The organism is Pseudomonas sp. JR33AA, from assembly GCF_021378985.1.
GTDB classification, from domain to species: domain Bacteria; phylum Pseudomonadota; class Gammaproteobacteria; order Pseudomonadales; family Pseudomonadaceae; genus Aquipseudomonas; species Aquipseudomonas alloputida.
This window is the reverse complement of the sequence record NZ_JAJSAW010000018.1, coordinates 1-24,656: the sequence shown is the minus strand read 5'-3', so window position 1 is coordinate 24,656 and position 24,656 is coordinate 1. Positions and strand designations below refer to the sequence as shown.

At 62.1% G+C, this 24,656-nt stretch carries 24 protein-coding genes; 14 read left to right on the top strand and 10 right to left on the bottom strand.

Features of this window, described 5'->3' with window-relative positions; genetic code table 11:
- The first annotated feature begins 47 nt into the window (after nucleotides 1-47).
- Complete coding sequence (locus LVS58_RS21605; RefSeq protein WP_233692740.1) at nucleotides 48-833, top strand: outer membrane protein OmpK; 786 nt, start codon at nucleotides 48-50, stop codon at nucleotides 831-833.
- A gap of 353 nt (nucleotides 834-1,186) precedes the next feature.
- Entirely contained in the window at nucleotides 1,187-1,969 is a 783-nt protein-coding gene (locus LVS58_RS21600) for an outer membrane protein OmpK (protein WP_233692739.1), read from the top strand.
- Between the two features lie 139 nt (nucleotides 1,970-2,108).
- Here the strand turns inward: LVS58_RS21600 and LVS58_RS21595 are convergent, their stop codons facing one another.
- Nucleotides 2,109-3,023, bottom strand: coding sequence for a DUF808 domain-containing protein (locus LVS58_RS21595; protein ID WP_233692738.1), 915 nt, complete (start codon nucleotides 3,021-3,023; stop codon nucleotides 2,109-2,111).
- Between the two features lie 132 nt (nucleotides 3,024-3,155).
- Between LVS58_RS21595 and LVS58_RS21590 the strand changes: the two genes are divergently transcribed.
- Nucleotides 3,156-3,767: a TetR/AcrR family transcriptional regulator gene (locus LVS58_RS21590; RefSeq protein WP_233692737.1), complete on the top strand. Its 612-nt coding sequence runs from the start codon at nucleotides 3,156-3,158 to the stop codon at nucleotides 3,765-3,767.
- A gap of 120 nt (nucleotides 3,768-3,887) precedes the next feature.
- Here LVS58_RS21590 and LVS58_RS21585 read toward each other — a convergent pair whose 3' ends face one another.
- A complete protein-coding gene (locus tag LVS58_RS21585) occupies nucleotides 3,888-4,328 on the bottom strand; it encodes a GlcG/HbpS family heme-binding protein (protein ID WP_010955037.1) in 441 nt (146 codons plus the stop codon).
- Nucleotides 4,329-4,585: 257 nt separating this feature from the next.
- Here LVS58_RS21585 and gcl point away from each other — a divergent pair, with 257 nt between their 5' ends.
- The 8 genes from gcl to LVS58_RS21545 all read left to right on the top strand — a co-directional run bounded on the left by gcl (nucleotide 4,586) and on the right by LVS58_RS21545 (nucleotide 14,258).
- Nucleotides 4,586-6,361 (top strand): glyoxylate carboligase, encoded by a 1,776-nt coding sequence (gcl, locus tag LVS58_RS21580; protein ID WP_233692736.1) that lies wholly within the window; start codon nucleotides 4,586-4,588, stop codon nucleotides 6,359-6,361.
- Between the two features lie 54 nt (nucleotides 6,362-6,415).
- Nucleotides 6,416-7,198, top strand: a complete 783-nt coding sequence (gene hyi / locus LVS58_RS21575) for a hydroxypyruvate isomerase (protein ID WP_233692735.1) — start codon at nucleotides 6,416-6,418, stop codon at nucleotides 7,196-7,198.
- Between the two features lie 185 nt (nucleotides 7,199-7,383).
- Complete coding sequence (locus LVS58_RS21570) at nucleotides 7,384-8,274, top strand: 2-hydroxy-3-oxopropionate reductase (protein WP_233692734.1); 891 nt, start codon at nucleotides 7,384-7,386, stop codon at nucleotides 8,272-8,274.
- Nucleotides 8,275-8,429: 155 nt separating this feature from the next.
- Nucleotides 8,430-9,704, top strand: a complete 1,275-nt coding sequence (locus LVS58_RS21565) for a glycerate kinase type-2 family protein (RefSeq protein WP_003254348.1) — start codon at nucleotides 8,430-8,432, stop codon at nucleotides 9,702-9,704.
- The gene (pyk, locus tag LVS58_RS21560) at nucleotides 9,701-11,116 is read left to right on the top strand and encodes a pyruvate kinase (protein ID WP_003254349.1); all 1,416 of its coding nucleotides are present in this window, start codon (nucleotides 9,701-9,703) and stop codon (nucleotides 11,114-11,116) included. The genes LVS58_RS21565 and pyk overlap by 4 nt, the downstream gene beginning before the upstream one ends.
- Nucleotides 11,117-11,311: 195 nt before the next feature.
- A complete protein-coding gene (locus LVS58_RS21555; protein WP_233692733.1) occupies nucleotides 11,312-12,184 on the top strand; it encodes an urea transporter in 873 nt (290 codons plus the stop codon).
- A 45-nt stretch (nucleotides 12,185-12,229) separates the two neighbouring features.
- Entirely contained in the window at nucleotides 12,230-13,051 is an 822-nt protein-coding gene (locus LVS58_RS21550; protein ID WP_233692732.1) for an ion transporter, read from the top strand.
- A 208-nt stretch (nucleotides 13,052-13,259) separates the two neighbouring features.
- Nucleotides 13,260-14,258, top strand: a complete 999-nt coding sequence (locus LVS58_RS21545) for a sulfate ABC transporter substrate-binding protein (protein WP_233692731.1) — start codon at nucleotides 13,260-13,262, stop codon at nucleotides 14,256-14,258.
- Nucleotides 14,259-14,271: 13 nt separating this feature from the next.
- Here LVS58_RS21545 and LVS58_RS21540 read toward each other — a convergent pair whose 3' ends face one another.
- On the bottom strand, nucleotides 14,272-15,198 hold the full coding sequence (locus tag LVS58_RS21540; RefSeq protein ID WP_442796505.1) for a class I SAM-dependent methyltransferase: 927 nt from the start codon (nucleotides 15,196-15,198) through the stop codon (nucleotides 14,272-14,274).
- Nucleotides 15,199-15,229: 31 nt separating this feature from the next.
- The gene (locus LVS58_RS21535; protein ID WP_233692729.1) at nucleotides 15,230-16,153 is read right to left on the bottom strand and encodes a DMT family transporter; all 924 of its coding nucleotides are present in this window, start codon (nucleotides 16,151-16,153) and stop codon (nucleotides 15,230-15,232) included.
- A 133-nt stretch (nucleotides 16,154-16,286) separates the two neighbouring features.
- On the opposite strand from LVS58_RS21535, the gene LVS58_RS21530 reads away from it, so the two are divergent.
- The 3 genes from LVS58_RS21530 (at nucleotide 16,287) to LVS58_RS21520 (ending at nucleotide 19,499) form a co-directional block, all read left to right on the top strand.
- Complete coding sequence (locus LVS58_RS21530) at nucleotides 16,287-16,724, top strand: Lrp/AsnC family transcriptional regulator (RefSeq protein ID WP_233692728.1); 438 nt, start codon at nucleotides 16,287-16,289, stop codon at nucleotides 16,722-16,724.
- A 497-nt stretch (nucleotides 16,725-17,221) separates the two neighbouring features.
- A complete protein-coding gene (locus LVS58_RS21525; RefSeq protein WP_233692727.1) occupies nucleotides 17,222-18,754 on the top strand; it encodes an NCS1 family nucleobase:cation symporter-1 in 1,533 nt (510 codons plus the stop codon).
- 16 nt (nucleotides 18,755-18,770) lie between these two features.
- A complete protein-coding gene (locus tag LVS58_RS21520) occupies nucleotides 18,771-19,499 on the top strand; it encodes an aspartate/glutamate racemase family protein (protein ID WP_014590181.1) in 729 nt (242 codons plus the stop codon).
- Between the two features lie 73 nt (nucleotides 19,500-19,572).
- On the opposite strand, the gene LVS58_RS21515 is transcribed toward LVS58_RS21520, so the two are convergent.
- The 6 genes from LVS58_RS21515 to LVS58_RS21490 form a co-directional block, all read right to left on the bottom strand.
- Complete coding sequence (locus LVS58_RS21515; protein ID WP_233692726.1) at nucleotides 19,573-20,766, bottom strand: D-amino acid dehydrogenase; 1,194 nt, start codon at nucleotides 20,764-20,766, stop codon at nucleotides 19,573-19,575.
- Between the two features lie 44 nt (nucleotides 20,767-20,810).
- The gene (locus LVS58_RS21510) at nucleotides 20,811-21,473 is read right to left on the bottom strand and encodes a histidine phosphatase family protein (RefSeq protein WP_233692725.1); all 663 of its coding nucleotides are present in this window, start codon (nucleotides 21,471-21,473) and stop codon (nucleotides 20,811-20,813) included.
- Nucleotides 21,474-21,707: 234 nt separating this feature from the next.
- Nucleotides 21,708-22,046, bottom strand: a complete 339-nt coding sequence (locus LVS58_RS21505) for an FKBP-type peptidyl-prolyl cis-trans isomerase (protein ID WP_003254365.1) — start codon at nucleotides 22,044-22,046, stop codon at nucleotides 21,708-21,710.
- 127 nt (nucleotides 22,047-22,173) lie between these two features.
- Complete coding sequence (locus LVS58_RS21500; RefSeq protein WP_233692724.1) at nucleotides 22,174-22,581, bottom strand: GFA family protein; 408 nt, start codon at nucleotides 22,579-22,581, stop codon at nucleotides 22,174-22,176.
- 140 nt (nucleotides 22,582-22,721) lie between these two features.
- A complete protein-coding gene (locus LVS58_RS21495) occupies nucleotides 22,722-23,510 on the bottom strand; it encodes a PhzF family phenazine biosynthesis protein (protein WP_233692723.1) in 789 nt (262 codons plus the stop codon).
- A gap of 51 nt (nucleotides 23,511-23,561) precedes the next feature.
- The gene (locus LVS58_RS21490) at nucleotides 23,562-24,500 is read right to left on the bottom strand and encodes a 2-hydroxyacid dehydrogenase (protein ID WP_233692722.1); all 939 of its coding nucleotides are present in this window, start codon (nucleotides 24,498-24,500) and stop codon (nucleotides 23,562-23,564) included.
- Between the last annotated feature and the right edge of the window lie 156 nt (nucleotides 24,501-24,656).

The window sequence follows — 24,656 nt, the reverse complement described above, 5'->3', positions numbered from 1 at the left end:
GCGCCAAAAAAACCGCCAACAAAAACAATAAGTCCGGGAATCACAACATGAAGCGCATCACCACGTCCCTGTTGTTGGGCAGCAGCCTGCTGGCCACCCTACCCTCGCACGCAGGCGAATGGCTGCAATGGCACGGCGAAAGCCTGACCTACCTGTACGGCAAGGACTTCAAGGTCAACCCTGATATCCAGCAGACCATCACCTTCGAGCACGCCAACAAATGGAAGTACGGCGACACCTTCATGTTCGTCGACAAGATCTTCTACAACGGCAAGGCCGACGCCAGTAAAGGCGTGACCACCTACTACGGCGAGTTCAGCCCGCGCCTGTCGTTCGGCAAGATCTTCGACCAGAAGCTTGCCTTCGGCCCGATCAAGGACGTGCTGCTGGCCATGACCTACGAGCGTGGCGAAGGCGACAACGAAGCCTACCTGATCGGCCCCGGCTTTGACTTGAACATTCCCGGCTTCAACTATTTCACCCTCAATTTCTATGTGCGCAACACCGAAGGCAGCCGCCCCGGTGACAACGTCTGGCAAATTACCCCCGGTTGGTCGTACACCCTCCCCGTAGGCCGGTCAGACATCCTGATCGACGGTTACATGGACTGGGTTACCGACAACGACCAGACGCGCCGTGGCACCTATCACGCCAACCTGCACTTCAACCCGCAGGTCAAATACGACCTGGGCAAGGCGCTGAACCTGGGCGCCAAGCAGCTCTACGTCGGCTTTGAATACAGCTACTGGAAAGACAAGTACGGCATTGACAGCCGCGGCAACCTGGACAGTAACCAGAGCGTCGCCAGTGCGCTGATCAAAGTGCATTTCTAAGAAACTGACCAAACGCACAAGTTTGAACCACCCCGCTCCAGGACGGAGCACTTGAGGCGCGGCGCGCAAGCCAGTAATCTGCGCGCCCCCTCGATCAGGGCAGAACGGATTCTGCCTGCGTTTACTGACCGCTCAGTCAATGAATTCGGGCGGTTGGCCAACGTGTTGCCAGCCTGAAATACCCTTTTCATCCGTTCAGAACGAAGTCGAGCAGGAAGGTTTTGCCAACCCGGAAAAGTTGGCCCAACCCTTGCCAAACAGCTGTGGCCTATCGAAAAAAGCTGACTAAAAAGACAAAAAAAGCGCCGACACCGAGCGCTGACAACAGATCAATCAAGGGAGCGACACTCGCAATGCGTACTATCAAGAGCCTGATTCTCGCCGGCGGCCTGCTGGCCTGCGGCACCACCTTCGGCGGCGACCTGCTGCAATGGCAGAACAACAGCCTGACCTACCTGTGGGGCAAGAACTTCAAGGTCAACCCGGCGATTCAGCAAACCGTCACCTTCGAGCACGCCGATGGCTGGAAGTACGGCGACAACTTCATTTTCGTCGACAAGATCTTCTACCAGGGCCAGAAAGACGCCGGCAACGGCCCGAACACCTACTACGGTGAGATCAGCCCACGCCTGTCGTTCGGCAAGATTTTCGACCAGAAGATCGAATTTGGCCCGGTCAAGGACGTGCTGTTGGCGATGACCTACGAGTTTGGCGAGGGTGACACCGAGTCTTACCTGATCGGCCCAGGCTTCGACCTGGCCATCCCGGGCTTCGACTACTTCCAGCTGAACTTCTACAACCGCACCACAGACGGCAGCCGCGCTGGCGACAACGTGTGGCAGATCACCCCGGTGTGGTCGTACACCCTTCCGGTGGGCGATTCCGACATACTGATCGACGGCTTCATGGACTGGGTGGTGGACAACGACGAGAACCGCCGCGGCACCTACCAGGCCAACCTGCACTTCAACCCGCAGATCAAGTATGACCTGGGCAAGGCGCTGCACCTGGGCGAGAAACAGCTGTATGTAGGTGTGGAGTATGACTACTGGAAGAACAAGTACGGCATCAAGGACAGCGATGCCTTCACGACCGACCAGAACACCATGAGCTTCCTGGTCAAGGTTCACTTCTGACCTGGGTTACCGGGGCCGCTTTGCGGCCCATTCGCGGGTAAACCCGCGCCTACAGGGACCGCGCCGGGTTCAAGGCAAACGCGGTACCTGGTAGGAGCGGGTTCACCCGCGAACCGGGGCAAAGCCCCGGCCACACGCCTCAATTGGCTGGCCGAACTGCCCGCCACAATTTCCCCGCAACGCTTACCACCGCCAGCACCACAGCACCTGCGATGACTCCGACCCCGCCGTTGAGCAACGCCCCGGTCAGCGCCCCACCTCGCCCTTCGCTGAACGCCTCGATGGCATGATGCAGCGGCTCGATGCCATGCACCAGGATCCCACCCCCAACCAGGAACATCGCCGCAGTACCGATCACCGATAGGCTTTTCATCATGTACGGCGCCGCCCGCAGGATGCCGTTACCCACTGCCAGAGCCAGCCTGGAGGTTTTGCGGGCCATCCACAGCCCAAGGTCGTCAAGCTTGACGATCCCGCCTACCAACCCATACACACCAATGGTCATCACCACCGCAATGCCCGACAGCACGATGATCTGCTGGGTCAGCGGTGAGTCAGCCACGATACCCAAGGTAATGGCGATGATTTCCGCCGACAGGATGAAGTCGGTACGCACCGCACCCTTGATCTTGGCTTTTTCGAAAGCCACCAGGTCAACGCTGGCATCGGCAACGGCCTCCTTGCGCGCCGCGTGCTGCGCCTCATCCTCCTCCTTGCTGTGCAAGAACTTGTGCGCCAGCTTCTCGAAACCCTCGAAGCACAGGTACGCACCGCCCAGCATCAGCAGTGGCGTTACTGCCCACGGGATGAAGGCGCTGATCAGCAGGGCCGCCGGCACCAGAATGGCCTTGTTCAGCAACGACCCTTTGGCCACCGCCCACACCACCGGCAGCTCGCGATCGGCGCGCACACCGGTGACCTGCTGGGCATTCAGCGCCAGGTCGTCACCCAGCACGCCTGCGGTTTTTTTTGCCGCCACCTTGGTCATCAGAGAGACGTCGTCCAGCAGCGTGGCAATGTCGTCGATCAGTACCAGTAGACTGCTTCCTGCCATGTTTGCTTGTATCCAAATAAGTCAATGTGCCGAATTCTAGCCCAAAGCCGCTGCCTTGAGCGCCCGTCGAGGCCGGTGCTACCATGCCCGATCCCCCTTAGAGGTGGCCAGACACGAGGAAGATCCCTGACCATGAGCACCATTCGCGAGCGCAACAAGGAATTGATCCTGCGCGCGGCCAGCGAGGAATTCGCCGACAAGGGCTTCGCCGCCACCAAGACCAGCGATATCGCGGCCAAGGCCGGCCTGCCCAAGCCGAACGTGTATTACTACTTCAAGTCCAAGGACAATCTCTACCGCGAGGTCCTGGAAAGCATCATCGCGCCGATCATGCAGGCATCCACGCCGTTCAATGCAGACGGCGACCCGAAGGACGTGCTGAGTGCGTACATTCGTTCGAAGATTCGCATTTCGCGTGACCTGCCCCATGCGTCCAAGGTGTTCGCCAGCGAGATCATGCATGGCGCGCCGCACCTGTCTCCGAACCAGGTCGAGCAGTTGAACGAGCAGGCCCGACACAACATCGAGTGCATCCAGCGCTGGATCGACCGCGGGCAGATCGCCCATGTGGACGCGCATCATCTGATGTTCAGCATCTGGGCGGCGACCCAGACCTATGCGGACTTCGACTGGCAGATTTCTGCGGTGACCGGCAAGGCCAAGTTGGCCGACAGTGATTATGACGCGGCGGCCGAGACCATCATTCGTATGGTCTTGAAAGGTTGTGAGCCTGAGGCAGCCTGAACCATCTCGAAGGGCCATTCGCGGGCAAGCCCGCTCCCAGAGGATCCACATGCCTGAAGGTTGTGGAGTCCCTGTAGGAGCGGGCTTGCCCGCGAATGGGCCAGAACAGGCAATAGAGATTTAGGCCGCTACCCCAGCATCTGCCCGCAACCCCACCTCCTCGATCGCACTGATCGCACACTGCTCGTCGATATCCGACGTATCGCCGCTGATCCCCACGGCACCCAGCACCTTGCCGTCCTGATCACGAATCAGCACCCCACCCGGAGCCGGTACCACCGGCCGCTCCCCCATCCCGTTCAAGGCAGCAAAAAAAGCCGGCCGCTGCTGCGCATCCAGCGCCAGCAAGCGCGACCCCTTGCCCAGGGCAATCGCCCCCCAGGCTTTGCCAGTGGCCACTTCAGGCCGAATCAGGCTCGCCCCATCCTCGCGCTGCAGCGCCAGCAGGTGCCCGCCGGCATCCAGCACTGCCACGGTCAGCGGCGCGGCATTGATCTTGCGGCCCGCCACCAGCGCGGCATTCACCAGGCTGACGGCGACTTTCAGGTTCAGAACGTTCATGGAAAGGTCCTCTTCTTGTTGTGAGAAGCCCGGAGGGCAGTTGAAAACCGATCGAACAAATAGAACACAACGAGAGATATTTTTGTATACAATATTTTGAAACGATCGTATGCGATGGCGCAAACCCTCGTTTTCACGGGCGCTCTGACGAATGCCAGCTTAGTCGATGAAAACCCATTGACCTGAGCCGCCAGCCGTGAATACACTCTGTCGCAAAGCAAGTTGTATACAATTACAAAATCGATGAGGCACAAACCATGAGCAAAATGAGAGCAATCGATGCAGCCGTTCTGGTCATGCGCCGTGAAGGTGTAGATACCGCGTTCGGCATCCCGGGGGCTGCCATCAACCCGTTGTATTCGGCCCTGAAAAAAGTCGGTGGCATCGATCACGTCCTCGCTCGTCACGTCGAAGGTGCCTCGCACATGGCCGAGGGCTACACCCGCGCCAACCCGGGCAACATCGGTGTGTGCATCGGCACTTCCGGCCCTGCCGGCACCGACATGGTCACCGGCCTGTACAGTGCCTCGGCCGACTCCATCCCGATTCTGTGCATCACTGGCCAGGCGCCACGTGCCCGCCTGCACAAGGAAGACTTCCAGGCTGTCGACATCACCAGCATCGTCAAGCCAGTGACCAAGTGGGCGACCACCGTTCTGGAGCCAGGCCAGGTGCCTTACGCCTTCCAGAAGGCCTTCTATGAAATGCGTACCGGCCGCCCAGGCCCGGTGCTGATCGACCTGCCGTTCGACGTGCAGATGGCCGAAATCGAATTCGACATCGACGCCTACGAACCACTGGCAGTCAACAAGCCATCCGCCACCCGTGTACAGGCAGAGAAAGCCCTGGCCCTGCTCAATGACGCCGAGCGCCCACTGCTGGTAGCCGGTGGCGGCATCATCAACGCCGACGCCAGCGACAAGCTGGTCGAATTCGCCGAACTGACCGGCGTACCCGTGATCCCGACCCTGATGGGCTGGGGTACCATCCCGGACGACCACGCCCAGATGGTCGGCATGGTCGGCCTGCAGACCTCGCACCGCTATGGCAACGCAACCCTGCTGAAATCCGACCTCGTGTTCGGTATCGGTAACCGCTGGGCCAACCGCCATACCGGTTCTGTCGATGTCTACACCGAAGGCCGCAAGTTCGTGCACGTCGACATCGAACCGACCCAGATCGGCCGCGTGTTCACCCCGGACCTGGGCATCGTTTCCGATGCGGGTAAGGCACTGGACGTGTTCCTGGAAGTGGCCCGCGAGTGGAAAGCCGCCGGCAAGCTCAAGTGCCGCAAGGCCTGGCTGGAAGAGTGCCAGGAGCGCAAGTCGAGCCTGCAGCGCAAGACTCACTTCGACAACGTGCCGGTCAAGCCGCAGCGCGTCTACGAAGAAATGAACCAGGTATTTGGCAAAGACACCTGCTACGTCAGCACCATCGGCCTGTCGCAGATTGCCGGCGCGCAGTTCCTGCATGTGTACAAGCCTCGCCACTGGATCAACTGCGGCCAGGCCGGCCCGCTGGGCTGGACCATCCCTGCTGCGCTGGGCGTGGTGAAAGCCGATCCGAAGCGCAAGGTTGTGGCGCTGTCGGGTGACTACGACTTCCAGTTCATGATCGAAGAACTGGCGGTAGGCGCCCAGTTCAACCTGCCGTACGTACACGTACTGGTCAACAACGCCTACCTGGGCCTGATCCGTCAGGCGCAGCGTGGCTTCGACATGGATTACTGTGTACAACTGGCGTTCGAGAACATCAACTCGACCGACGCTGCCACCTACGGTGTCGACCACGTCGCCGTGGTCGAAGGCCTGGGTTGCAAGGCCATCCGTGTGTTCGAGCCAGCAGAAATCGCCCCTGCCCTGATCAAGGCACAGAAGATGGCCGAAGAGTTCCGCGTGCCGGTGGTGGTTGAAGTGATTCTCGAGCGTGTGACCAACATTTCCATGGGCACCGAGATCAACGCGGTCAACGAGTTCGAAGACCTGGCCCTGGTCGGCAACGACGCGCCAACCGCCATCTCGCTGCTGGACTGATCGCCTGACGCCCCCAGGCACGCCCTGGGGGCCTTCATCGCAAGGAGACAACCCATGCCTCGCTTCGCTGCCAACCTGTCCATGCTGTTCACCGAACAGGACTTCCTGGCCCGCTTCAAGGCTGCCGCCGATGCTGGCTTCACCGGCGTCGAATACCTGTTCCCGTACGACTTCAGCGCTGCCGACATCAAGCAGCAGCTGGAAGCCAACGGCCTGACCCAGGTGCTGTTCAACCTGCCTGCCGGCGACTGGGCCAAAGGTGAGCGCGGTATCACCTGCCACCCCGACCGCATCGAAGAGTTCCGTGCCGGGGTCGACAAGGCCATCGAGTACGCCAAGGTGCTGGGCAACACCCAGGTCAACGCCCTGGCCGGCATCCGTCCACAAGGCCCGGACTGCGCCACCGTGCGCAAGACCTTCGTCGAGAACCTGCGTTACGCCGCCGACAAGCTCAAAGCCGCCGGTATTCGCCTGGTCATGGAAATGATCAACACCCGCGACATCCCCGGCTTCTACCTGAACACCACTCAACAGGCGCTGGAAATCCAGGCCGAGGTGGGCAGCGACAACCTGTTCCTGCAGTACGACATCTACCACATGCAGATCATGGAAGGTGACCTGGCTCGCACCATGGAAGCCAACCTGAAGCTGATCAACCACATCCAGCTGGCCGACAACCCCGGCCGCAATGAACCAGGCACCGGCGAGATCAACTACCGCTTCCTGTTCGAACACCTGGACCGCATTGGCTACCAGGGCTGGATCGGCGCGGAGTACAAGCCCAAGACCACCACCGAAGCGGGCCTGGGCTGGCTGAAAACGCACAACGCTATTTAAGGATGCACACGCACCTGTAGGAGCGGCCTTGCGTCGCGATGGGCTGCGCAGCAGCCCCGGCAGTATCTGCTGTGGCTGAAATTCTGGGGGCGCTGCGCACCCCTTTCGCGACACAAGGCCGCTCCTACACGGGCCTGCGTCGTCTGCTCCATCGAGATTCAACAAATACAACGAGGTAATCTCTCATGGCTAAAATCGGTTTCATCGGCACCGGCATCATGGGCAAGCCCATGGCCCAGAACCTGCAAAAAGCAGGTCACAGCATCTTCGTTTCCACCCACCACGACGCCGCGCCAGCCGACCTGATCGCTGCCGGTGCAGTGGCCCTGGCCAACCCGAAAGAGGTTGCCCAGGAAGCCGAATTCATCATCGTCATGGTCCCCGACACCCCGCAGGTCGAAAGCGTCCTGTTCGGTGAAAACGGCGTGGCCGAAGGCGTTGGCCCAAACAAGGTGGTGATCGACATGAGCTCGATCTCGCCAACCGCCACCAAAGCCTTCGCCGAAAAAATCAAGGCCACCGGTGCCGCCTACCTGGACGCCCCGGTGTCCGGTGGTGAAGTCGGTGCCAAGGCTGCGACCCTGAGCATCATGGTCGGTGGCTGCCCGAAAGCCTTCGAGCGCACCCTGCCGCTGTTCGAAGCCATGGGCAAGAACATCACCCGCGTCGGTGGCAACGGTGACGGCCAGACCGCCAAGGTCGCCAACCAGATCATCGTTGCGCTGAACATCCAGGCCGTGGCTGAGGCCCTGCTGTTCGCCGCCAAGAATGGCGCCGACCCTGCCAAGGTGCGCGAAGCACTGATGGGCGGCTTCGCCTCGTCGAAAATCCTCGAAGTGCACGCCGAGCGCATGATCAAGGGCACCTTCGACCCGGGCTTCCGCATCAACCTGCACCAGAAGGACCTGAACCTGGCCCTGCAAGGCGCCAAGGAACTGGGCATCAACCTGCCCAACACCTCCAATGCCCAGCAAGTGTTCAACACCTGCCAGGCACTGGGCGGCGGCAACTGGGACCACTCGGCGCTGATCAAAGGCCTGGAGCACATGGCCAACTTCTCGATCCGCGACCTGTAGGAGCGGGCTTGCCCGCGATGAAGCATCCGCTGCCTGACCTGCGACCACAAGTCAGATAGTGGCACCGAGCAACACCCGCCCCTGGTTCGGCCTGCACGGAGGCAGTTCCAGGGGCGTTTTTGATTCTGCAGAACAACAATAATTGGGAGCCTGCCATGTCGGTCGATCCGCAAAAACTTCTCCGCGAGCTGTTCGACACAGCCATCGCCGCCGCCCACCCCCGTCAAGTCCTCGAACCCTACCTGCCCGCCGATCGAAGCGGCCGGGTCATCGTCATCGGCGCCGGCAAGGCCGCAGCCGCCATGGCCGAAGTGGTCGAGAAAAGCTGGCAGGGCGAAGTCTCCGGCCTGGTCGTGACCCGTTATGGCCACGGCGCCAACTGCCAGAAGATCGAGGTGGTCGAAGCCGCCCACCCGGTCCCGGACGCTGCCGGCCTGGCGGTGGCCAAGCGTGTGCTGGAACTGGTCAGCAACCTCAACGAAGAAGACCGCGTCATCTTCCTGCTGTCTGGCGGTGGCTCGGCGCTGCTGGCCCTGCCTGCCGAAGGCCTGACCCTGGCCGACAAGCAGCAGATCAACAAGGCGCTGCTGAAATCCGGCGCCACCATCGGTGAGATGAACTGCGTGCGCAAGCACCTCTCGGCGATCAAGGGCGGGCGCCTGGCCAAGGCCTGCTGGCCGGCCACGGTCTACACCTATGCCATTTCCGATGTACCGGGCGACCTCGCCACGGTAATCGCCTCCGGCCCCACCGTGGCCGACCCGAGCACCTCGGCCGACGCCCTGGCCATTCTCAAGCGCTACAACATCGAAGCGCCCAAAGCGGTCATCGACTGGCTGAACAACCCGGCCTCGGAAACCGTAAAGGCCGACGACCCGGCCCTGGCCCGCAGCCACTTCCAGTTGATCGCCAAACCCCAGCAGTCGCTCGAGGCCGCCGCGGTCAAAGCCCGTCAGGCCGGTTTCAGCCCGCTGATCCTCGGCGACCTGGAAGGCGAATCGCGCGAAGTGGCCAAGGTGCATGCCGGTATCGCCCGGCAAATCGTCCAGCACGGCCAGCCGCTCAAAGCGCCCTGCGTGATCCTGTCGGGCGGCGAAACCACCGTGACCGTACGCGGCAATGGCCGTGGCGGGCGCAACGCCGAGTTCCTGCTCAGCCTCACCGAAAGCCTGAAAGGCCTGCCGGGCGTGTACGCCCTGGCCGGTGACACCGACGGCATCGATGGCTCGGAAGAAAACGCCGGTGCCTTCATGACCCCAGCCAGCTACGCCAGCGCCGAAGCCCTGGGCCTGTCGGCCAGCGACGAACTGGACAACAACAACGGCTACGGCTACTTCGCCGCGCTGGATGCGCTGATCGTCACCGAACCGACTCGCACCAACGTCAACGACTTCCGCGCCATCCTGATCCTCGAGACTGCCCAATCATGACGCCTGATAAAAAAGTTAAGATCCTCGCCACCCTTGGCCCTGCGATCAACGGCATCGACGATATCCGCCAGCTGGTCGAAGCCGGGGTGAACATCTTCCGCCTCAACTTCAGCCATGGCGAGCATGCCGACCACGCCCTGCGCTACCAGTGGATCCGCGAAGTCGAGCAACAGCTGAACTACCCGCTGGGAATCCTCATGGACCTGCAAGGGCCGAAGCTGCGCGTTGGCCGCTTCGCCGAAGGCAAGGTGCAGTTGCAACGCGGGCAGGCCCTGCGCCTGGACCTGGACAAAACCCCGGGCGACAGCCGCCGGGTCAACCTGCCGCACCCCGAAATCATCGCCGCCCTCGAACCCGGCATGGACCTGCTGCTGGACGACGGCAAGCTGCGCCTGCGTGTCACCGCCAAGCACAGCGACGCCATCGACACCGAAGTGCTGAACGGTGGCGAGCTGTCCGACCGCAAGGGCGTCAACGTACCGCAAGCGGTGCTCGACCTCTCCCCGCTCACCGAAAAAGACCGCCGCGACCTGGCCTTTGGCCTGGAGCTGGGTGTGGACTGGGTAGCGCTGTCGTTCGTCCAGCGCCCTGAAGACATCGTCGAAGCGCGCCAGCTGATTGGCGACCGTGCCTACCTGATGGCCAAGATCGAGAAGCCATCGGCAGTAGAACAACTGCAAGCCATTGCCGAACTGGCAGACGCCATCATGGTGGCCCGTGGTGACCTGGGCGTGGAAGTACCGGCCGAAAGCGTGCCGCAGATCCAGAAGCGCATCATCGGCACCTGCCGCCAGCTGGGCAAGCCGGTTGTGGTGGCCACGCAGATGCTCGAGTCGATGCGTTTCTCGCCAGCGCCAACCCGGGCCGAAGTCACCGACGTGGCCAACGCCGTGGCCGAAGGTGCCGATGCAGTGATGCTGTCGGCCGAAACCGCCTCGGGGGACTACCCGCTGGAAGCCGTGCAGATGATGAGCAAAATCATCCGCCAGGTGGAAAACGGCCCGGACTATCAGGCCCAGCTCGACGTCGGCCGGCCAAAGGCCGAAGCGACCGTGTCGGATGCCATCAGCTGCGCCATCCGCCGCATCAGCGGCATCCTGCCAGTGGCGGTGCTGGTCAACTACAGCGAGTCGGGTGCTTCGACCCTGCGTGCGGCACGTGAGCGGCCGCGGGCACCGATCCTCAACCTGACACCGAACCTGAACACCGCACGGCGCCTGAGCGTGGCCTGGGGCGTGCATTCGGTGGTCAACGACCGCCTGCGTCAGGTCGACGAGGTGGTTTCCACCGCCCTGGAGATCGCCCAGGCGCAAGGAATGGCCAGCCGTGGTGACACGCTACTGATCACCGCTGGCGTGCCTTTCGGCAAGCCGGGTACGACTAACACACTGCGGATCGAGACTTTGATCTGAGATGGCCGGGGGCGCGTTGCGCCCCTTTTCGCGACGCAAGGCCGCTCCCACAGGGCCGCGCTGGCACAACGCTGTGGGAGCGGCCTTGCGTCGCGATTGGAGGGCAAGGCCCTCCCCGAATACCGCTCTACCCGACCGCGGAAAACCGAGGCCCAAAGAGGCCCACCGCTCCCCATCAACCTCACTGACTGCCCCATGTACACCAAAAATTTCGTCAACCCGTGCCCCGACTGGGCCACGGCGTTACTCAACGGCTTCAGCCAGGTGCTGCTGCTGCGCAATCCCCTGTGCGGCCTGTGCTGCCTGCTAGCCATCCTGCTGACCGCGCCCAACCTGGTTGGCGGCGCCCTGCTGGGCGCCCTGGCCGGCCTGCTCACCGCCCAGGCACGCGGCTATGACCGTGCCGACCGCCAGGCCGGGCTGTACTGCTACAACGGCGTACTGATCGGCATCTTGGTCTGCGCCGTGCTGCCCTGGTCGGCGATCCTGCCGCCGCTGATCATCGCCGCCGGCGGCCTGTCCAGCATCATCACCCACCAGTGGCGCAAGCGCGGCGGCAAGTTGCTGGTCGCCTATACCGCCCCCTTCGTCATGCTGGGCTGGGCCACACTGCTGGTCGTCAGCCCCTCGCCCAGCGGCTTCGTCGAAGCTGACCCGCTGTACGCGTTGGCCCGCGGCGTGGGCCAGATCTTCCTGCTCGACCAGCCCTTGGCCGGCTTGCTGATTATCGTCGGCATGTTCATCGCCAACCCCTATGCGGCGCTGTGGGCGGTGATCGGCTCGGCCATCGGTGGCGGCGTGGCGTTGCTCGCCGATCAGGCGCAAGCCGCCTGGTTAGGCCTGTACGGCTTCAATGGCGCACTGGCGGCACTGGCCTTCAGCAGGCAAGGTGAAAAGCCGTGGGTGACGCTGCTGGCAATAGCGTTGGCCCTGCTGTTGCAACCGCTGTTCAAGCTGCTGCCAGTGCCTGGCCTGACCGCCCCCTTCGTTGCAGCCTGCTGGCTGATGCACTTGGGCAGTCACCTGGCACAACCCAGGCAGCGCAACACCAGCCGCTTGCACGGCTGAAACGCAGCCCCTAGGCTCAGCCCATCGCTTTTGTGGAACGAGCCAATGAACAACCCAGCGAGCCTGCGCGAGCGGCTCTTCGTCATCGTCTTCCAGACCGACACCGTAGCCGGTCGCCGCTTCGACAAGATCCTGCTGCTGATCATCCTGGCCAGCCTGGTCACGGTGATCCTCGACAGCATCGATGAGGTGCACCAAGGCTACGCCGGCCTGCTGGCCGGCATCGAGTGGGGCTTTACCGCGATTTTCCTGGCCGAGTACCTCACCCGCCTGTACTGCTCGCCCAAGCCGCTGCGCTACGCCTTCAGTTTCTACGGCCTGGTCGATTTACTGGCGATCGTGCCGGGGGTCATCGCGCTGTACTACAGCGACGCGCAATACCTGCTGATCATCCGGGTAATCCGGATGCTGCGGATCTTCCGCGTGCTCAAGCTCAGCCCGTACCTCAAACAGGCCAACTACCTGATGGAGGCGCTGCGCGGCAGCAAGCAGAAGATCATCGTGTTCCTGGTCAGCGTGTCGACCCTGGTAACCGTGTTCGGCACGCTGATGTACGTGATCGAGGGGCCTGAGCACGGGTTTACCAGCATCCCAAAAGGCATCTACTGGGCCATCGTTACCCTGACCACCGTGGGGTTTGGCGATATCGTGCCGAAGACCCCGCTGGGGCAGGTGCTGTCGTCGCTGGTGATGATTACCGGTTACTCGATCATCGCAGTGCCGACCGGCATCTTCACGGCAGAGCTGGCCAATGCCATGCGTGGGGAGCAGCTGCAGCATGATTGCCCAACCTGCCACAAGAAGACCCACGAGCACGGGGCGGCGTTCTGCTCTCGCTGTGGGAATGGGTTGTTTCCCAAGGCGTGATAGCGCCTGCGCCGGCCTCTTCGCGGATAAACCCGCCCCTACAGGACCACGGACGTGCGCGGTCCCCCGTAGGAGCGGGTTTACCCGCGAACAGGCCTATACAGGCAGAAGCATAACCAAAGCATTTTTTGTTCTTTAACCCGTATAGACCCACCCGCTATAGTCGCTGGCAATCTGCCCCAACACCCTTCAAGAACAAGGAAGCATCGTGAAAAAACTCTTCACCGCCTCGCTGCTCGCCGCAGGCCTGGCCCTGGGTAACCTCGCCCAGGCCGCGCCCACCCTGCTCAACGTCTCCTACGACGTGATGCGCGACTTCTACAAGGACTACAACCCGGCCTTCCAGAAACACTGGGAAGCCGAGCACAACGAGAAGGTCAACGTGCAGATGTCCTTCGGCGGTTCGAGCAAGCAGGCCCGTGCGGTGATCGATGGCCTGCCGGCCGATGTCATCACCATGAACATGGCCACCGACATCAACGCCCTGGCAGACAACGGCAAGCTGGTGCCCGACAACTGGGTAACCCGCCTGCCGAACAACAGCGCGCCGTTCACCTCGGCCACTGTGTTCATTGTGCGCAAGGGCAACCCGAAAGCCCTCAAAGACTGGCCCGACCTGCTCAAGGACGGTGTGCAGGTGATCGTGCCCAACCCGAAAACCTCGGGTAATGGCCGCTATACCTACCTGTCGGCCTGGGGCTACGTACTCAAGCAAGGCGGCGATGAAAGCAAAGCTCGCGACTTCGTCGGCAAGCTGTTCAAGCAGGCACCCGTGCTGGACACCGGTGGCCGTGCCGCCACCACCACCTTCATGACCAACCAGATCGGTGACGTGCTGGTCACCTTCGAGAACGAAGCCGAGATGATCGCCCGCGAATTTGGCCGCGACCAGTTCGAAGTGGTCTATCCGAGCGTGTCGGCCGAAGCCGAGCCGCCGGTAAGCGTGGTCGACAAGGTCGTGGCCAGAAAAGGCACCCAGGCCGTGGCCGAGGAGTACCTGAAGTACCTCTGGTCACCCGCAGCCCAGGAGATTGCCGCCAACAACTACCTGCGCCCGCGTGATGCAACGGTACTGGCCAAGTACACCGATCGCTTCCCGAAAGTGGACTTCCTGTCGGTGGAGAAGACCTTCGGTGACTGGCGTACCGTGCAGAAGACCCACTTCAATGATGGTGGGGTGTTTGACCAGATCTACACCGGTCAGTAACGCACAAGCAACATCAAACCCGGCGGAACACCAAGGCCTTCAGGCCCCCCGCCGGGTCCACATCTGGAAACTCCGGCGGGTTTTCCAGGCGTTCGACATAAGCCAGCGAAGGCGCCTGCTCTGCCATGCCTTCGATCAGAAACTCAGGCCCGATCCCCGGGTCGTTGACACACGCCAGCACCGTCCCACCTTCGCTCAACAATTCCGGCAAACGCCGCAGAATCTTCGCGTAATCCTGGGTCAGCACAAAGCTGCCACGCTGGAAAGTCGGCGGGTCGATGATGATCAGGTCATAAGGCCCGTACTTGCGCACCTTGCCCCACGACTTGAACAGTTCATGCCCCAGGTACGCCACCCGCGAAGCATCGTGGCCATTGAGGCGGTGGTTGTCCCGGCCCCGCGACAAGGCCGACTTGGCCATGTCCAGGTTCACCACCTGCTCAGCGCCACCGGCAATCGCTGCCACGGAAAAGCCGCAGGTATACGCGAACAGGTTCAGCACGCGCTTGCCCGCCGCCTGCTCGCGCACCCAGCGGCGGCCATAGCGCATGTCGAGGAACAGACCATTGTTTTGCCGCACACCCAGGTCCAGCAGGTAGGTCAGGCCGTCCTCGATCACTTCGCGTTGCTGGCACGGCTCGCCCAGCAGCCACTGGCCCGGACTGTCGGGCAGGTAACGGTGCTGGATGATGACAGTCTGACCCGTCCACTGCGGGCGCTCGGCCAGGCTGCGTAGCATGGCTTCCAGTTCGGCGAGCTGGCCTTCGAGCGGCTCACGGAACAAGGCGACCGACAGCACGCCCTGGAGCCAGTCGACGGTCACCTGCTCCAGGCCCGGCCAGCAGCGGCCGCGGCCGTGGAACAGGCGGCGGGTTTCCTGCGGGGCAGGGTCGAGGGCGGCGAGCAGGTGTTGCTCGAGGGTGGCGATTGGCGAGGTCATGGTGGGTCGCAGGCTGGCAAAAAGCGGCATTCTACCTTGCGGGCCTCTTCGCGGGTAAACCCGCGCCTACAGGCTGCCGCGCCGAGCGGAACCACCACCCCTGCTGCATCCCCGCCGCCGCCAGCAGGATCAATGCCACACCCAGCCACTGCAACGGCGCCAGGCGATGCCCGAACGCCACCCAGTCCACCAGAATGGCCGCAATCGGGTAAATGAAAGACAGCGCACCGGTCAATGCCGTGGGCAAACGCTGGATGGCGCTGTACAGCAGCACATACATCAGGCCGGTATGCACCATGCCCAACGTCAGCAAACTGGCCAGTGCCGGCACTTCAACCGGCAAGCCACCCAGCTTGACCCAAGGCGCCAGCAGCAGCGCCCCAGTGGTGACTTGAATCAGCGCAATCAGGTGCGCGGGTGTGCCGCTCAGGCGCTTGATGATCAACGCAGCGATGGCATACAGCAATGCCGCCCCCAGCGCCAGGGCGATGCCCAGCAGGTAGTCCTCACCACCACCCTGCCCTGTACCATGGGCACTGACGATGGCCAGCATGCCGAGAAACGCCACGCTCAGCCAGGTGACCTTGGCCAAGGTGATTTTCTCGCCCAGGAACAGCGCTGCCAGCCCAACCAGAATGAACGGCTGCACGTTGTAAACCGCCGTGCCAATGGCAATCGACGCCCGCGAGTACGAAGCAAACAACAGCAACCAGTTGCCGACAATGGCCACCCCGCTGACCATCGCCAGCAAAAATGCCGTGCGGCTGATCACGCCTGGGCGCAGAAAACCAAACGCGGCGCAAATGGCCAGCAAGGTCACGGCACCGAACACGCAGCGCCAGAACACCACATCCAGCACCGGCTGGCCGGACACCAGCACGAACCAGCCAATGGTCCCGGAAATCAGCATGGCGGCGACCATTTCCAGCGAGCCACGGCGCAATGAACTGTCCATCTCAAACCTCCTGTTAATGATGGCAACAGTATGCAAAGGCTGCACCCTGGCCATCCAGCGGATAACCAAGGCATATTCGCGTACCTGCCTTTACTATCAAGGCAAATAACACGAATCGCCTGATGAGGTGAGTATGACCGATGCCATCGACCAACTATTGATCAACGCACTGATGGAAGACTCGCGGCGCTCGCTCAAGGCGCTGGCACAGATCAGCGGGCTGTCCGCACCCAGCGTCAGCGAGCGCCTACGCCGGCTGGAAGAGCGTGGCGTGCTGCGCGGCTACACCGTTGAGGTCGACCCGCGCGCCTTTGGCTACCAGTTACAGGCAATCGTGCGCATCCGTCCACTGCCGGGGAAGCTGCAGGAGGTGGAGCGCCAGATCATTGCCATCCCTGAGTTCACCGAATGCGACAAGGTCATTGGCGAAGACTGCTTCGTCGCCCGGCTGCATGTGCGCTCGATGGAGCAGCTGGACACGCTGCTCGACCTCATGAACGTGCTGGCTGAGACCAATACCGCGATCATCAAGAAAAGCCCGGTCAAGCGACGGTTGCCCCCAATGGATTGATTGGCTCCTGTACCGGCCTCTTCGTGGGCGCACCCGCGAGGAGGCCAGCTTAGGCGAAGCTGACTATTTTTTGTACACAAAAACGTAACCATAAGTGCCATTTTTGTGTGCACTTTCTTCAGTAGCGCCCCAATTCGTTACACACTTCCGGCTCATTATTTTGACAAAATGATCAACTAATCAATCTTCCAAAAATATAAAATTGTTCATTCGGTCAACTTATATCCTCTTTATTTCATCAACTTATCTTTCAACAAGTTAAGTTCGAAATGATCGCCTATTGAACCCTGCTCTTCCCTTGGCATGGAACTCGCTTTTGTGTGTTCGTGTTTTGTATACAACTTAAACAAAACATAGATACACAAGAATCCGCGACGCCGACCCAATGTCGGCCGCCGCGGCCCACAACCCTGTGATGCCAACGCTGCACCGACGAGATGGCGAGCCCGTGCGCATGCCCGCTCATCGCAGTCCATGTGCATCAGGAGCCCGCCGGAATGAGTAGCAGCCTCGACCTTGCCCCTGAACGATCCGTCGCCAGCACACACCCCGCGTCCACGCTTGCCGGCCACCAGCCGGACCTTGTTCTCAGCCCGCGGCTGCATAACCGCGACCTTGCGCCAACGCGGATGGAAGGCCGTCGCTGGGGCGGCTACAGCATCTTCGCGCTGTGGACCAACGATGTGCACAATATCGCCAACTATTCGTTCGCAATGGGCTTGTTCGCCCTCGGACTGGGCGGCTGGCAAATTCTGCTGTCGCTGGCCATCGGCGCGGCACTGGTGTACTTCTTCATGAACCTGTCGGGTTATATGGGCCAGAAAACCGGGGTACCGTTCCCGGTCATCAGCCGTATTGCCTTCGGTATCCACGGCGCGCAGATCCCGGCGCTGATCCGTGCCGTCATCGCCATCGCCTGGTTCGGCATCCAGACCTACCTGGCATCGGTGGTGCTGCGGGTGCTGCTCACCGCCGTGTGGCCGCAAATGGCAGCCTACGACCACGACAGCATCCTCGGCCTGTCGAGTCTGGGCTGGGTGTGTTTCGTGTCGATCTGGTTGGTGCAGCTGGTGATCCTGGCCTACGGCATGGAGATGGTGCGCCGTTACGAGGCCTTTGCCGGGCCTGTGATCCTGCTGACCGTCGCCGCCCTGGCGGTGTTCATGTACTTCAAGGCCGACGCGCGCATTGCCTGGTCGGTGGCTACCCCGCTGACCGGCTACGAGATGTGGCGCAACATCTTTGCCGGCGGCGCACTGTGGCTGGCGATCTACGGCACCCTGGTGCTGAACTTCTGTGACTTCGCCCGCTCTTCGCCATGCCGCAAGACCATCCGCGTCGGCAACTTCTGGGGCCTGCCAGTGAACATCCTGGTGTTCGCCGTGATCACCGTGGTGCTGTGCGGTGCGCAATTCCAGATCAACGGCCAGATCATCGACAGCCCGACGCAGATCGTCGCCGCCATACCCAGCACGCCATTCCTGGTGCTCGGCTGCCTGGCCTTCCTGATCGTTACCGTGGCGGTGAACATCATGGCCAACTTCGTCGCCCCGGCCTTCGTACTCAGCAACCTGGCACCGCGCCACCTGAACTTCCGCCGTGCCGGGCTGATCAGCGCCACCCTGGCGGTGCTGATCCTGCCCTGGAACCTGTACAACAGCCCGCTGGTGATCGTGTATTTCCTGTCGGGCCTGGGTGCCCTGCTCGGCCCGCTGTACGGCGTGATCATGTCCGACTACTGGTTGCTGCGCAAAGGCTGCATCAACGTGCCAGAGCTGTATACCGAGCACCCGGCCGGTGCCTATCACTACAGCAAGGGCATCAACCTGCGCGCCGTGGCCGCCTTCGTGCCGGCCGCACTGCTGGCCATCGTGCTGGCCCTGGTGCCCAACTTCCAGGGTATCGCGCCGTTCTCCTGGCTGATCGGCGCCGGCATCGCCGCCGCCCTCTATCTGTTGATCGCCCCACGTAACCGCCAATACCACGACATCAGCGGCGAGTGCATCGCCGTTGACCACAGCAGCCATTAGTCAGGGAGGACTGCCCATGCGTATTCTGATCGCCAACGTCAACACCACCGAAGCCATCACCCATGCCATTGCCGAACAGGCCCGTGCGGTGGCCGCACCCGGTACCGAAATCGTCGGCCTCACGCCCTGGTTTGGCGCCGAATCGGTGGAGGGCAATTTCGAGAGCTACCTGGCGGCCATCGCGGTAATGGACCGGGTACTGGCCTTTGAAGGGCCCTACGATGCCGTGATCCAGGCTGGTTATGGCGAACATGGCCGCGAAGGCCTGCAGGAACTGCTCAACGTACCTGTGGTGGACATCACCGACGCCGCCGCCAGCACGGCAATGTACCTGGGCCACGCCTATTCCGTAGTCACCACGCTCGACCGCACCGTGCCATTGATCGAGGACCGCCTGAAGCTCTCAGGCCTGTATGACCGTTGCGCCTCGGTGCGAGCCAGCGGGCTGGCGGTGCTGGAACTGGAAGCCGACCCGCTGCGGGCCGTGGAGGCAATTGTCGGGCAGGCCGAACGCGCCGTGCGTGACGACAAGGCCGAGGTGATCTGCCTGGGTTGTGGCGGCATGGCCGGGCTGGACGAGCAGATTCGCCAGCGCACCGGCGTGCCGGTGGTGGATGGTGTGAGCGCAGCGGTGACCATTGCCGAATCGCTGGTGCGCATGGGTTTGAGCACGTCCAAAGTGCGCACCTATGCCACGCCACGGGCGAAGAAAGTGGTGGGCTGGCCGATGCGCTTCGGCCGCTGATCCTTCATTTGCCTGTACCGGCCTCTTCGCGGCTAAAGCCGCTCCTACAGGACCAGCGAAGAGGCCGGCCCGCTTAACGCATCATCCTGACCAAACGCTGCGCACTGCCACAGGCCAAGGTGAACCCCAACGCCCCATGCCCCAGGTTCAGCCACAGGTTGCGGTACACCGTCCCCCCTATGATCGGCACGCCGGTAGGTGTCGCTGGTCGCATCCCTGCCCACTCCACCGCCTGGCCATAATCCGCCGCCCTCGGCAGCGTCTCCAGCGCCAGCCGTCGCATGCTCTGCAAACGGCGCATGTCCACCGACTCGTCGAACCCGACAATGTCCACCATCGCCGCCACCCGCAGCTGCTGCCCCAGGCGGGCATAGACGATCTTGCGCTCATAGTCGGTAAGGCTCACTTCCGGGGGGAGGTGCCCGGCGCTGATCGGTGCGGTCAGGCTGTAGCCCTTCAGCGGGTAAACCGGTATCTGTACCCCCGGTAATGCCAAGCCTGGGCCGCGATGCCCGGCACACAGCACCAACTGCGCCACGTCCAGCTGCTGATCGCCCAGTTGCAATGCCACGACTTGGCCCTGGCGCTGGACCAATTGCGTCACCGGGCGGCCAAGCAGGAAGCGGCACTGACCGGACGCGCGCAACAGCGCCTCCAGCCGCAAGCAAAACAAGTGGCAATCGCCAACCTCTTCGCTCGCCGTGAACACGCCTCCCACAAACGGTGCGCCATCCAGGGCAGGCTCCAGCGCACGCAGCTCGGCAGCCGCCAGCACCTGCTGACTGGCCGGGTCCGTCAATTGTTCCCGGCCTTGGGCAAAGGCCCGTTCACTGCGAAAAGCCACCAACTTGCCATTGCGCCGCCAGGCGAAATCCCCCAGGTTCTGGTCTTCGCGCCACTGCGCCAGAATGGCCTGGCTGTACAGCGCCAGCTCAAGCAATTGCCCGGCATTACGGCGATTGACGCTACGCCTGCAAGCCAGGGTGAATGCCAGCAGCCAGCGCCACTGGGCCGGGTCCATGCGCAAGCGCAAGCGCAATGGCGACTCGCCCTGCAACAGCCAGCCCAGCGCCTGCCACGGCACCCCGGCATCCGCCAGCGGCGCCACATAGCGATAAGACAATTGCCCGCCATTGGCAAAACTGGTGGCCGACGCCAGGCTGTCGCGGGCCTCGATCAGATCAACCGACCGCCCTTCCCGAACCAGCGCATAAGCCGTCGCCAGGCCCACCACTCCTCCACCGATCACCGTTACCCGCTGCTTCATCGCTCATCCCTGTTCCGGCTTCCTTGCCAAACAGTACCAGCGGATCAGGTCGGGCAGCTATGCGCACCGTCATTCAGGCCCTGACGCACATTGCGGCTCAGCAGGCTGGCCTTGCCATCGTGCCAGGTCAGGGTCAGTACGTAGAGGGTGTCGAAGTCTTCGCCGCTCCAGTCCTCGGTGATCACCCGCTCCTCCCCCAGGGCCTTGCCGGCCACGGTGTTGATCAGTTCCGGCAGGTAGCCGTGGGACCAGGCGGTATAGATGGTCGCATTGCGGTATTTGTCGCTTAGCAACTCATCGGCCAGTTCAGCGGTGTCGTTGGCGCCGTAGTCGATATTCACCGGCAAGCCGAGGCGGATGGCACTGGGGGTGATGGTCATCAATGGGCGGATGTAGCTGTAGCTTTCATCCTTGCTGCCTTCCTCGACATGCCGCGTGGGGTTGGCGGCAAACACATAGTCGGCCTTGCCGAAGCGCTCGGGCAGTACAGTGGCCAGGTCCAGCGCACGGTTGAGGCCCTGGCAGTTCAACTGCCCGAGCCCCTCGCCCGGCTTCTCGCCATGACGCAAAAACACCAGGGTTTGAGTGCCATCCACCGGCTGTGCCCGACCTTCGATAGCCTCCAGTGCCAATGGCGCGGCGATGGCAATGAGTACCAGGCTCAGCAGCAAGTGACGGCGACGGCGAAAGAATGTGGGCAACTTCATCAAGGCAGGCTCGTGTGGCAGAGAAAATCGGGTTTACCCGTCACATCGCCCGGGCCAGTTGCAGGGCGCCCTTGTAGTGAATGCCATCCTTGGCACGAGTGAGGGTCAGAGTGCCCTGAACCCGTTTGGTTCCTCCCTGGAGGTAGATGCCGTTCCCTGGGCAAGGCCTAGGTTAGGGGCTGGGTGTTGCACAATTGTGTAAGGTGCAAGCACCCCGGGTTGCAACGCGAACGCTCAATCATCCCGCGTGAGCACTTCCAGCAGTTCAATCTCGAACGTCAGGTCCGAGTTCGGCGGGATCGCCCCTACGCTGCGTTCGCCATACCCCAGGTGCGCCGGTACCAGCAGCTTGCGCTTGCCGCCAACGCGCATGCCCATCAGGCCTTGGTCCCAGCCTTTGATGACCCTGCCGGTACCGATTACGCACTGGAACGGCTTACCGCGCGACCAGGACGAGTCGAACTCGCTGCCATCGGCCAGCCAGCCGGTGTACTGAGTGGTGATCAGGGCACCTTTGACGGCGGCTTTGCCGTCCCCTTCGACCAGATCGATGATCTGCAGTTCTTGGCTCACGGGTACACTCCAACGCTGAAAAACAAAACCGCCCTTTTCTCAGGAATGCACCAGTTTGGCAAGTTCGCGCGGGAAGGATACTGAGGCATTCGCCAACGCAACGCCTGCGCATAAACATGACGTTGAATCAGCTGTACTGTTCGAACACTTCCTGGCCGGACAGCTCCTTGGTCTGATTGGCGAAGCAGTACCACGCGGGTTTCTGTTCGACGAAGATCTGCAGGTCAAAATCCCACGCCTGGTCGCCATCGAGCAGGCCGACCGGCACGGCATGGTAGTCGTTGGCCTTGAGCCGGTAGTACAGGTGCGTACCACAGCGGCCACAGAAACCACGCTGGGCCCAGTCGGACGAATCATAGACGCTGGGAGCACGCCCTTCGATCAGCGGAGGCTTGCTGCAGTGCACCACCAGCAGCGGGCCGCCGGTCCACTTGCGGCACATGCTGCAATGACAAGCACTGATATGGGTATTGTCGACGGTGACCGTAAGTCGCGTGTCGCCGCACAGGCAGGTGCCTTGTTTTTCCAGGGCCATGGGTGGCTCCTTGAACGCAAAGGTGGGCCTGCAATTATAGAAGCCCGCCGCAAAAGCAGCCTGCTTGCTGCCTTTTTACCCTGCAAGACAGCGCGGCCCAAAAGGGCTGGGCTGTCTGCTACAGGGCATCGCACTTACGGCTAGATGTATGCATTACCACGCATGTACAACGCCGCCCGCCCACTGATGATGACGCGGCCATTGCCCGGCACTTCGCACTGCAACTGCCCTTTGCGTGCCCCGCCCTGCTCGCAGCTCAGCACGTTCTTGCCCAGCCTTCGGGCCCATACCGGTGCCAGCGAAGTGTGCGCCGAGCCGGTTACCGGGTCTTCATTCACACCAACCCGCGGGCCGAACCAGCGGGTGACGAAGTCAAAGCCACGCCCTGCCGCGGTCACGGCAATGCCACGGACGTCGAAGGCCGACAGCGCAACAAAGTCGGGTTTCAACGTTTCGAGCAGCATGGCGTCATCGATCACCACCACATAATCGTCGCTACGGTACACCGCCTTCGCCTGGCTCAAGCCCAGCGCCTGCAGCAGGCCCGCTGGCGTGTCCACCGCGACGGGTTGTTTGGCCGGGAAGTCCATGGCCAGCAAGCCATCAGTGCCGCGGCTGACGCGCAACTCGCCACTGCGGGTGTTGAAGCGCAGTACCTGCGCCTGCTCACCCAGTTGCTCGAACAGCACGTAAGCCGAGGCCAAGGTAGCATGGCCGCACAGGTCGACTTCCACGGTGGGGGTGAACCAACGCAGGTCGAACGTTTCGCCTTTGCGCACGAAATAGGCTGTTTCTGACAGGTTGTTTTCTTCAGCGATGCGCTGCAGCACATTGTCCGGCAGCCAGCTTTCCAGCGGGATGACTGCGGCCGGGTTGCCACCGAACGGTTCAGTGGAAAAGGCATCGACCTGGAAAATTTCGAGTTGCATGCACACGCTCCTGGTTACCTGGGCGCTGCCAGGCAGATATCTGTAAAAAGGTTACGGCCGTACAGGGGTCAACACTGGCTCACCGGCAAAGAACGCCTGCAAGTTGCGCAGCACCAAGGCCACCGTGTCGCGCGCGGCTTCTGGCGACTGGCCAGCCACGTGGGGTGTGAGCACAGTGTTGGGCAAGGCCTTGAGTGCATCGGGGACTGTCGGTTCGTCATCGAATACATCCAGCGCGGCGCCAGCCAGCTGCCCACGCTGCAATACGGCAACCAGGGCTTGTGTGTCGACCACGCTGGCGCGGGCGATGTTCACCAGATAGCCTTCAGCGCCCAAGGCCTGAAGCACGTGGGCATCGACCAGATGCCGGGTGTTGGCGCCACCGGGGGTGGCCACCACCAGGATGTCGACGGCTTCAGCCAAGTGCCTAGGGCTGTCGTACCAGGTATAGGGCACTCCCTGGCGTGGTGTGCGGCTGTGGTAGCTGACGTGCATGTCGAAGCCCAAGTGGGCCCGCTTGGCGATCGCCAGCCCCACTGCGCCGAGGCCGAGAATGCCCAGGCGTTTGCCGCTCACCGAGGGGCTGATCACCCGGTTCCATTCACCGCGCCGCGTGCTGGCATCGGCACGGGGGATGTCGCGCAGCAGCGCCAGCAGCAGGGCCAGGGTGTGGTCGGCGACGGCCGCGGCATTGGCCCCAGCGCCATTGGTAACGGTTATGCCGCGGGCGGCGGCAGCGGCCAGGTCGACCTGCTCGTAGCCGGCGCCGATCACGCAGATGATCTGCAATCTGGGTAGTGCGTCAATTTCTGCGGCGGACAGCCCCAGCGGCCCACGGGTGAGTACTGCTTCGATTTCTTCGGCGTGGCGATGAATGGCATCAGCGCGCAGTTGCAGCGAAGGGGCACGAATCAGGTGGTAACCGGCCTGCTCCAGCATGGGCAGGTAATCGTCGACGGTTTCCACCAGTACCAGGACTGTCTTGCTCATGCCACCTCCGGGTGAATTCGAGGCGTCATTATGCGGAGTCACCGGCCGGTACAGTCAATGGAAATAACAAGGCAAAATTGTACTGTGCTGTTGCTGTTGCTGTTGCTGTTGCTGTTGCTGTTGCTGTTGCTGTTGCTGTTGCTGTTGCTGTTGCCG

Coding starts and splice junctions, on each gene's coding strand:
- gcl (WP_233692736.1), top strand. CDS start 4,586: ATGAGCAAAATGAGAGCAATCGATGCAGCCGTTCTGGTCATGCGCCGT.
- LVS58_RS21595 (WP_233692738.1), bottom strand. CDS start 3,023: ATGGCAGGAAGCAGTCTACTGGTACTGATCGACGACATTGCCACGCTG.
- LVS58_RS21605 (WP_233692740.1), top strand. CDS start 48: ATGAAGCGCATCACCACGTCCCTGTTGTTGGGCAGCAGCCTGCTGGCC.
- LVS58_RS21530 (WP_233692728.1), top strand. CDS start 16,287: ATGACCGATGCCATCGACCAACTATTGATCAACGCACTGATGGAAGAC.
- LVS58_RS21500 (WP_233692724.1), bottom strand. CDS start 22,581: ATGGCCCTGGAAAAACAAGGCACCTGCCTGTGCGGCGACACGCGACTT.
- LVS58_RS21525 (WP_233692727.1), top strand. CDS start 17,222: ATGAGTAGCAGCCTCGACCTTGCCCCTGAACGATCCGTCGCCAGCACA.
- LVS58_RS21585 (WP_010955037.1), bottom strand. CDS start 4,328: ATGAACGTTCTGAACCTGAAAGTCGCCGTCAGCCTGGTGAATGCCGCG.
- LVS58_RS21535 (WP_233692729.1), bottom strand. CDS start 16,153: ATGGACAGTTCATTGCGCCGTGGCTCGCTGGAAATGGTCGCCGCCATG.
- LVS58_RS21515 (WP_233692726.1), bottom strand. CDS start 20,766: ATGAAGCAGCGGGTAACGGTGATCGGTGGAGGAGTGGTGGGCCTGGCG.
- pyk (WP_003254349.1), top strand. CDS start 9,701: ATGACGCCTGATAAAAAAGTTAAGATCCTCGCCACCCTTGGCCCTGCG.
- LVS58_RS21550 (WP_233692732.1), top strand. CDS start 12,230: ATGAACAACCCAGCGAGCCTGCGCGAGCGGCTCTTCGTCATCGTCTTC.
- LVS58_RS21520 (WP_014590181.1), top strand. CDS start 18,771: ATGCGTATTCTGATCGCCAACGTCAACACCACCGAAGCCATCACCCAT.
- LVS58_RS21600 (WP_233692739.1), top strand. CDS start 1,187: ATGCGTACTATCAAGAGCCTGATTCTCGCCGGCGGCCTGCTGGCCTGC.
- LVS58_RS21570 (WP_233692734.1), top strand. CDS start 7,384: ATGGCTAAAATCGGTTTCATCGGCACCGGCATCATGGGCAAGCCCATG.
- LVS58_RS21540 (WP_442796505.1), bottom strand. CDS start 15,198: ATGACCTCGCCAATCGCCACCCTCGAGCAACACCTGCTCGCCGCCCTC.
- LVS58_RS21565 (WP_003254348.1), top strand. CDS start 8,430: ATGTCGGTCGATCCGCAAAAACTTCTCCGCGAGCTGTTCGACACAGCC.
- LVS58_RS21490 (WP_233692722.1), bottom strand. CDS start 24,500: ATGAGCAAGACAGTCCTGGTACTGGTGGAAACCGTCGACGATTACCTG.
- LVS58_RS21590 (WP_233692737.1), top strand. CDS start 3,156: ATGAGCACCATTCGCGAGCGCAACAAGGAATTGATCCTGCGCGCGGCC.
- hyi (WP_233692735.1), top strand. CDS start 6,416: ATGCCTCGCTTCGCTGCCAACCTGTCCATGCTGTTCACCGAACAGGAC.
- LVS58_RS21495 (WP_233692723.1), bottom strand. CDS start 23,510: ATGCAACTCGAAATTTTCCAGGTCGATGCCTTTTCCACTGAACCGTTC.
- LVS58_RS21555 (WP_233692733.1), top strand. CDS start 11,312: ATGTACACCAAAAATTTCGTCAACCCGTGCCCCGACTGGGCCACGGCG.
- LVS58_RS21510 (WP_233692725.1), bottom strand. CDS start 21,473: ATGAAGTTGCCCACATTCTTTCGCCGTCGCCGTCACTTGCTGCTGAGC.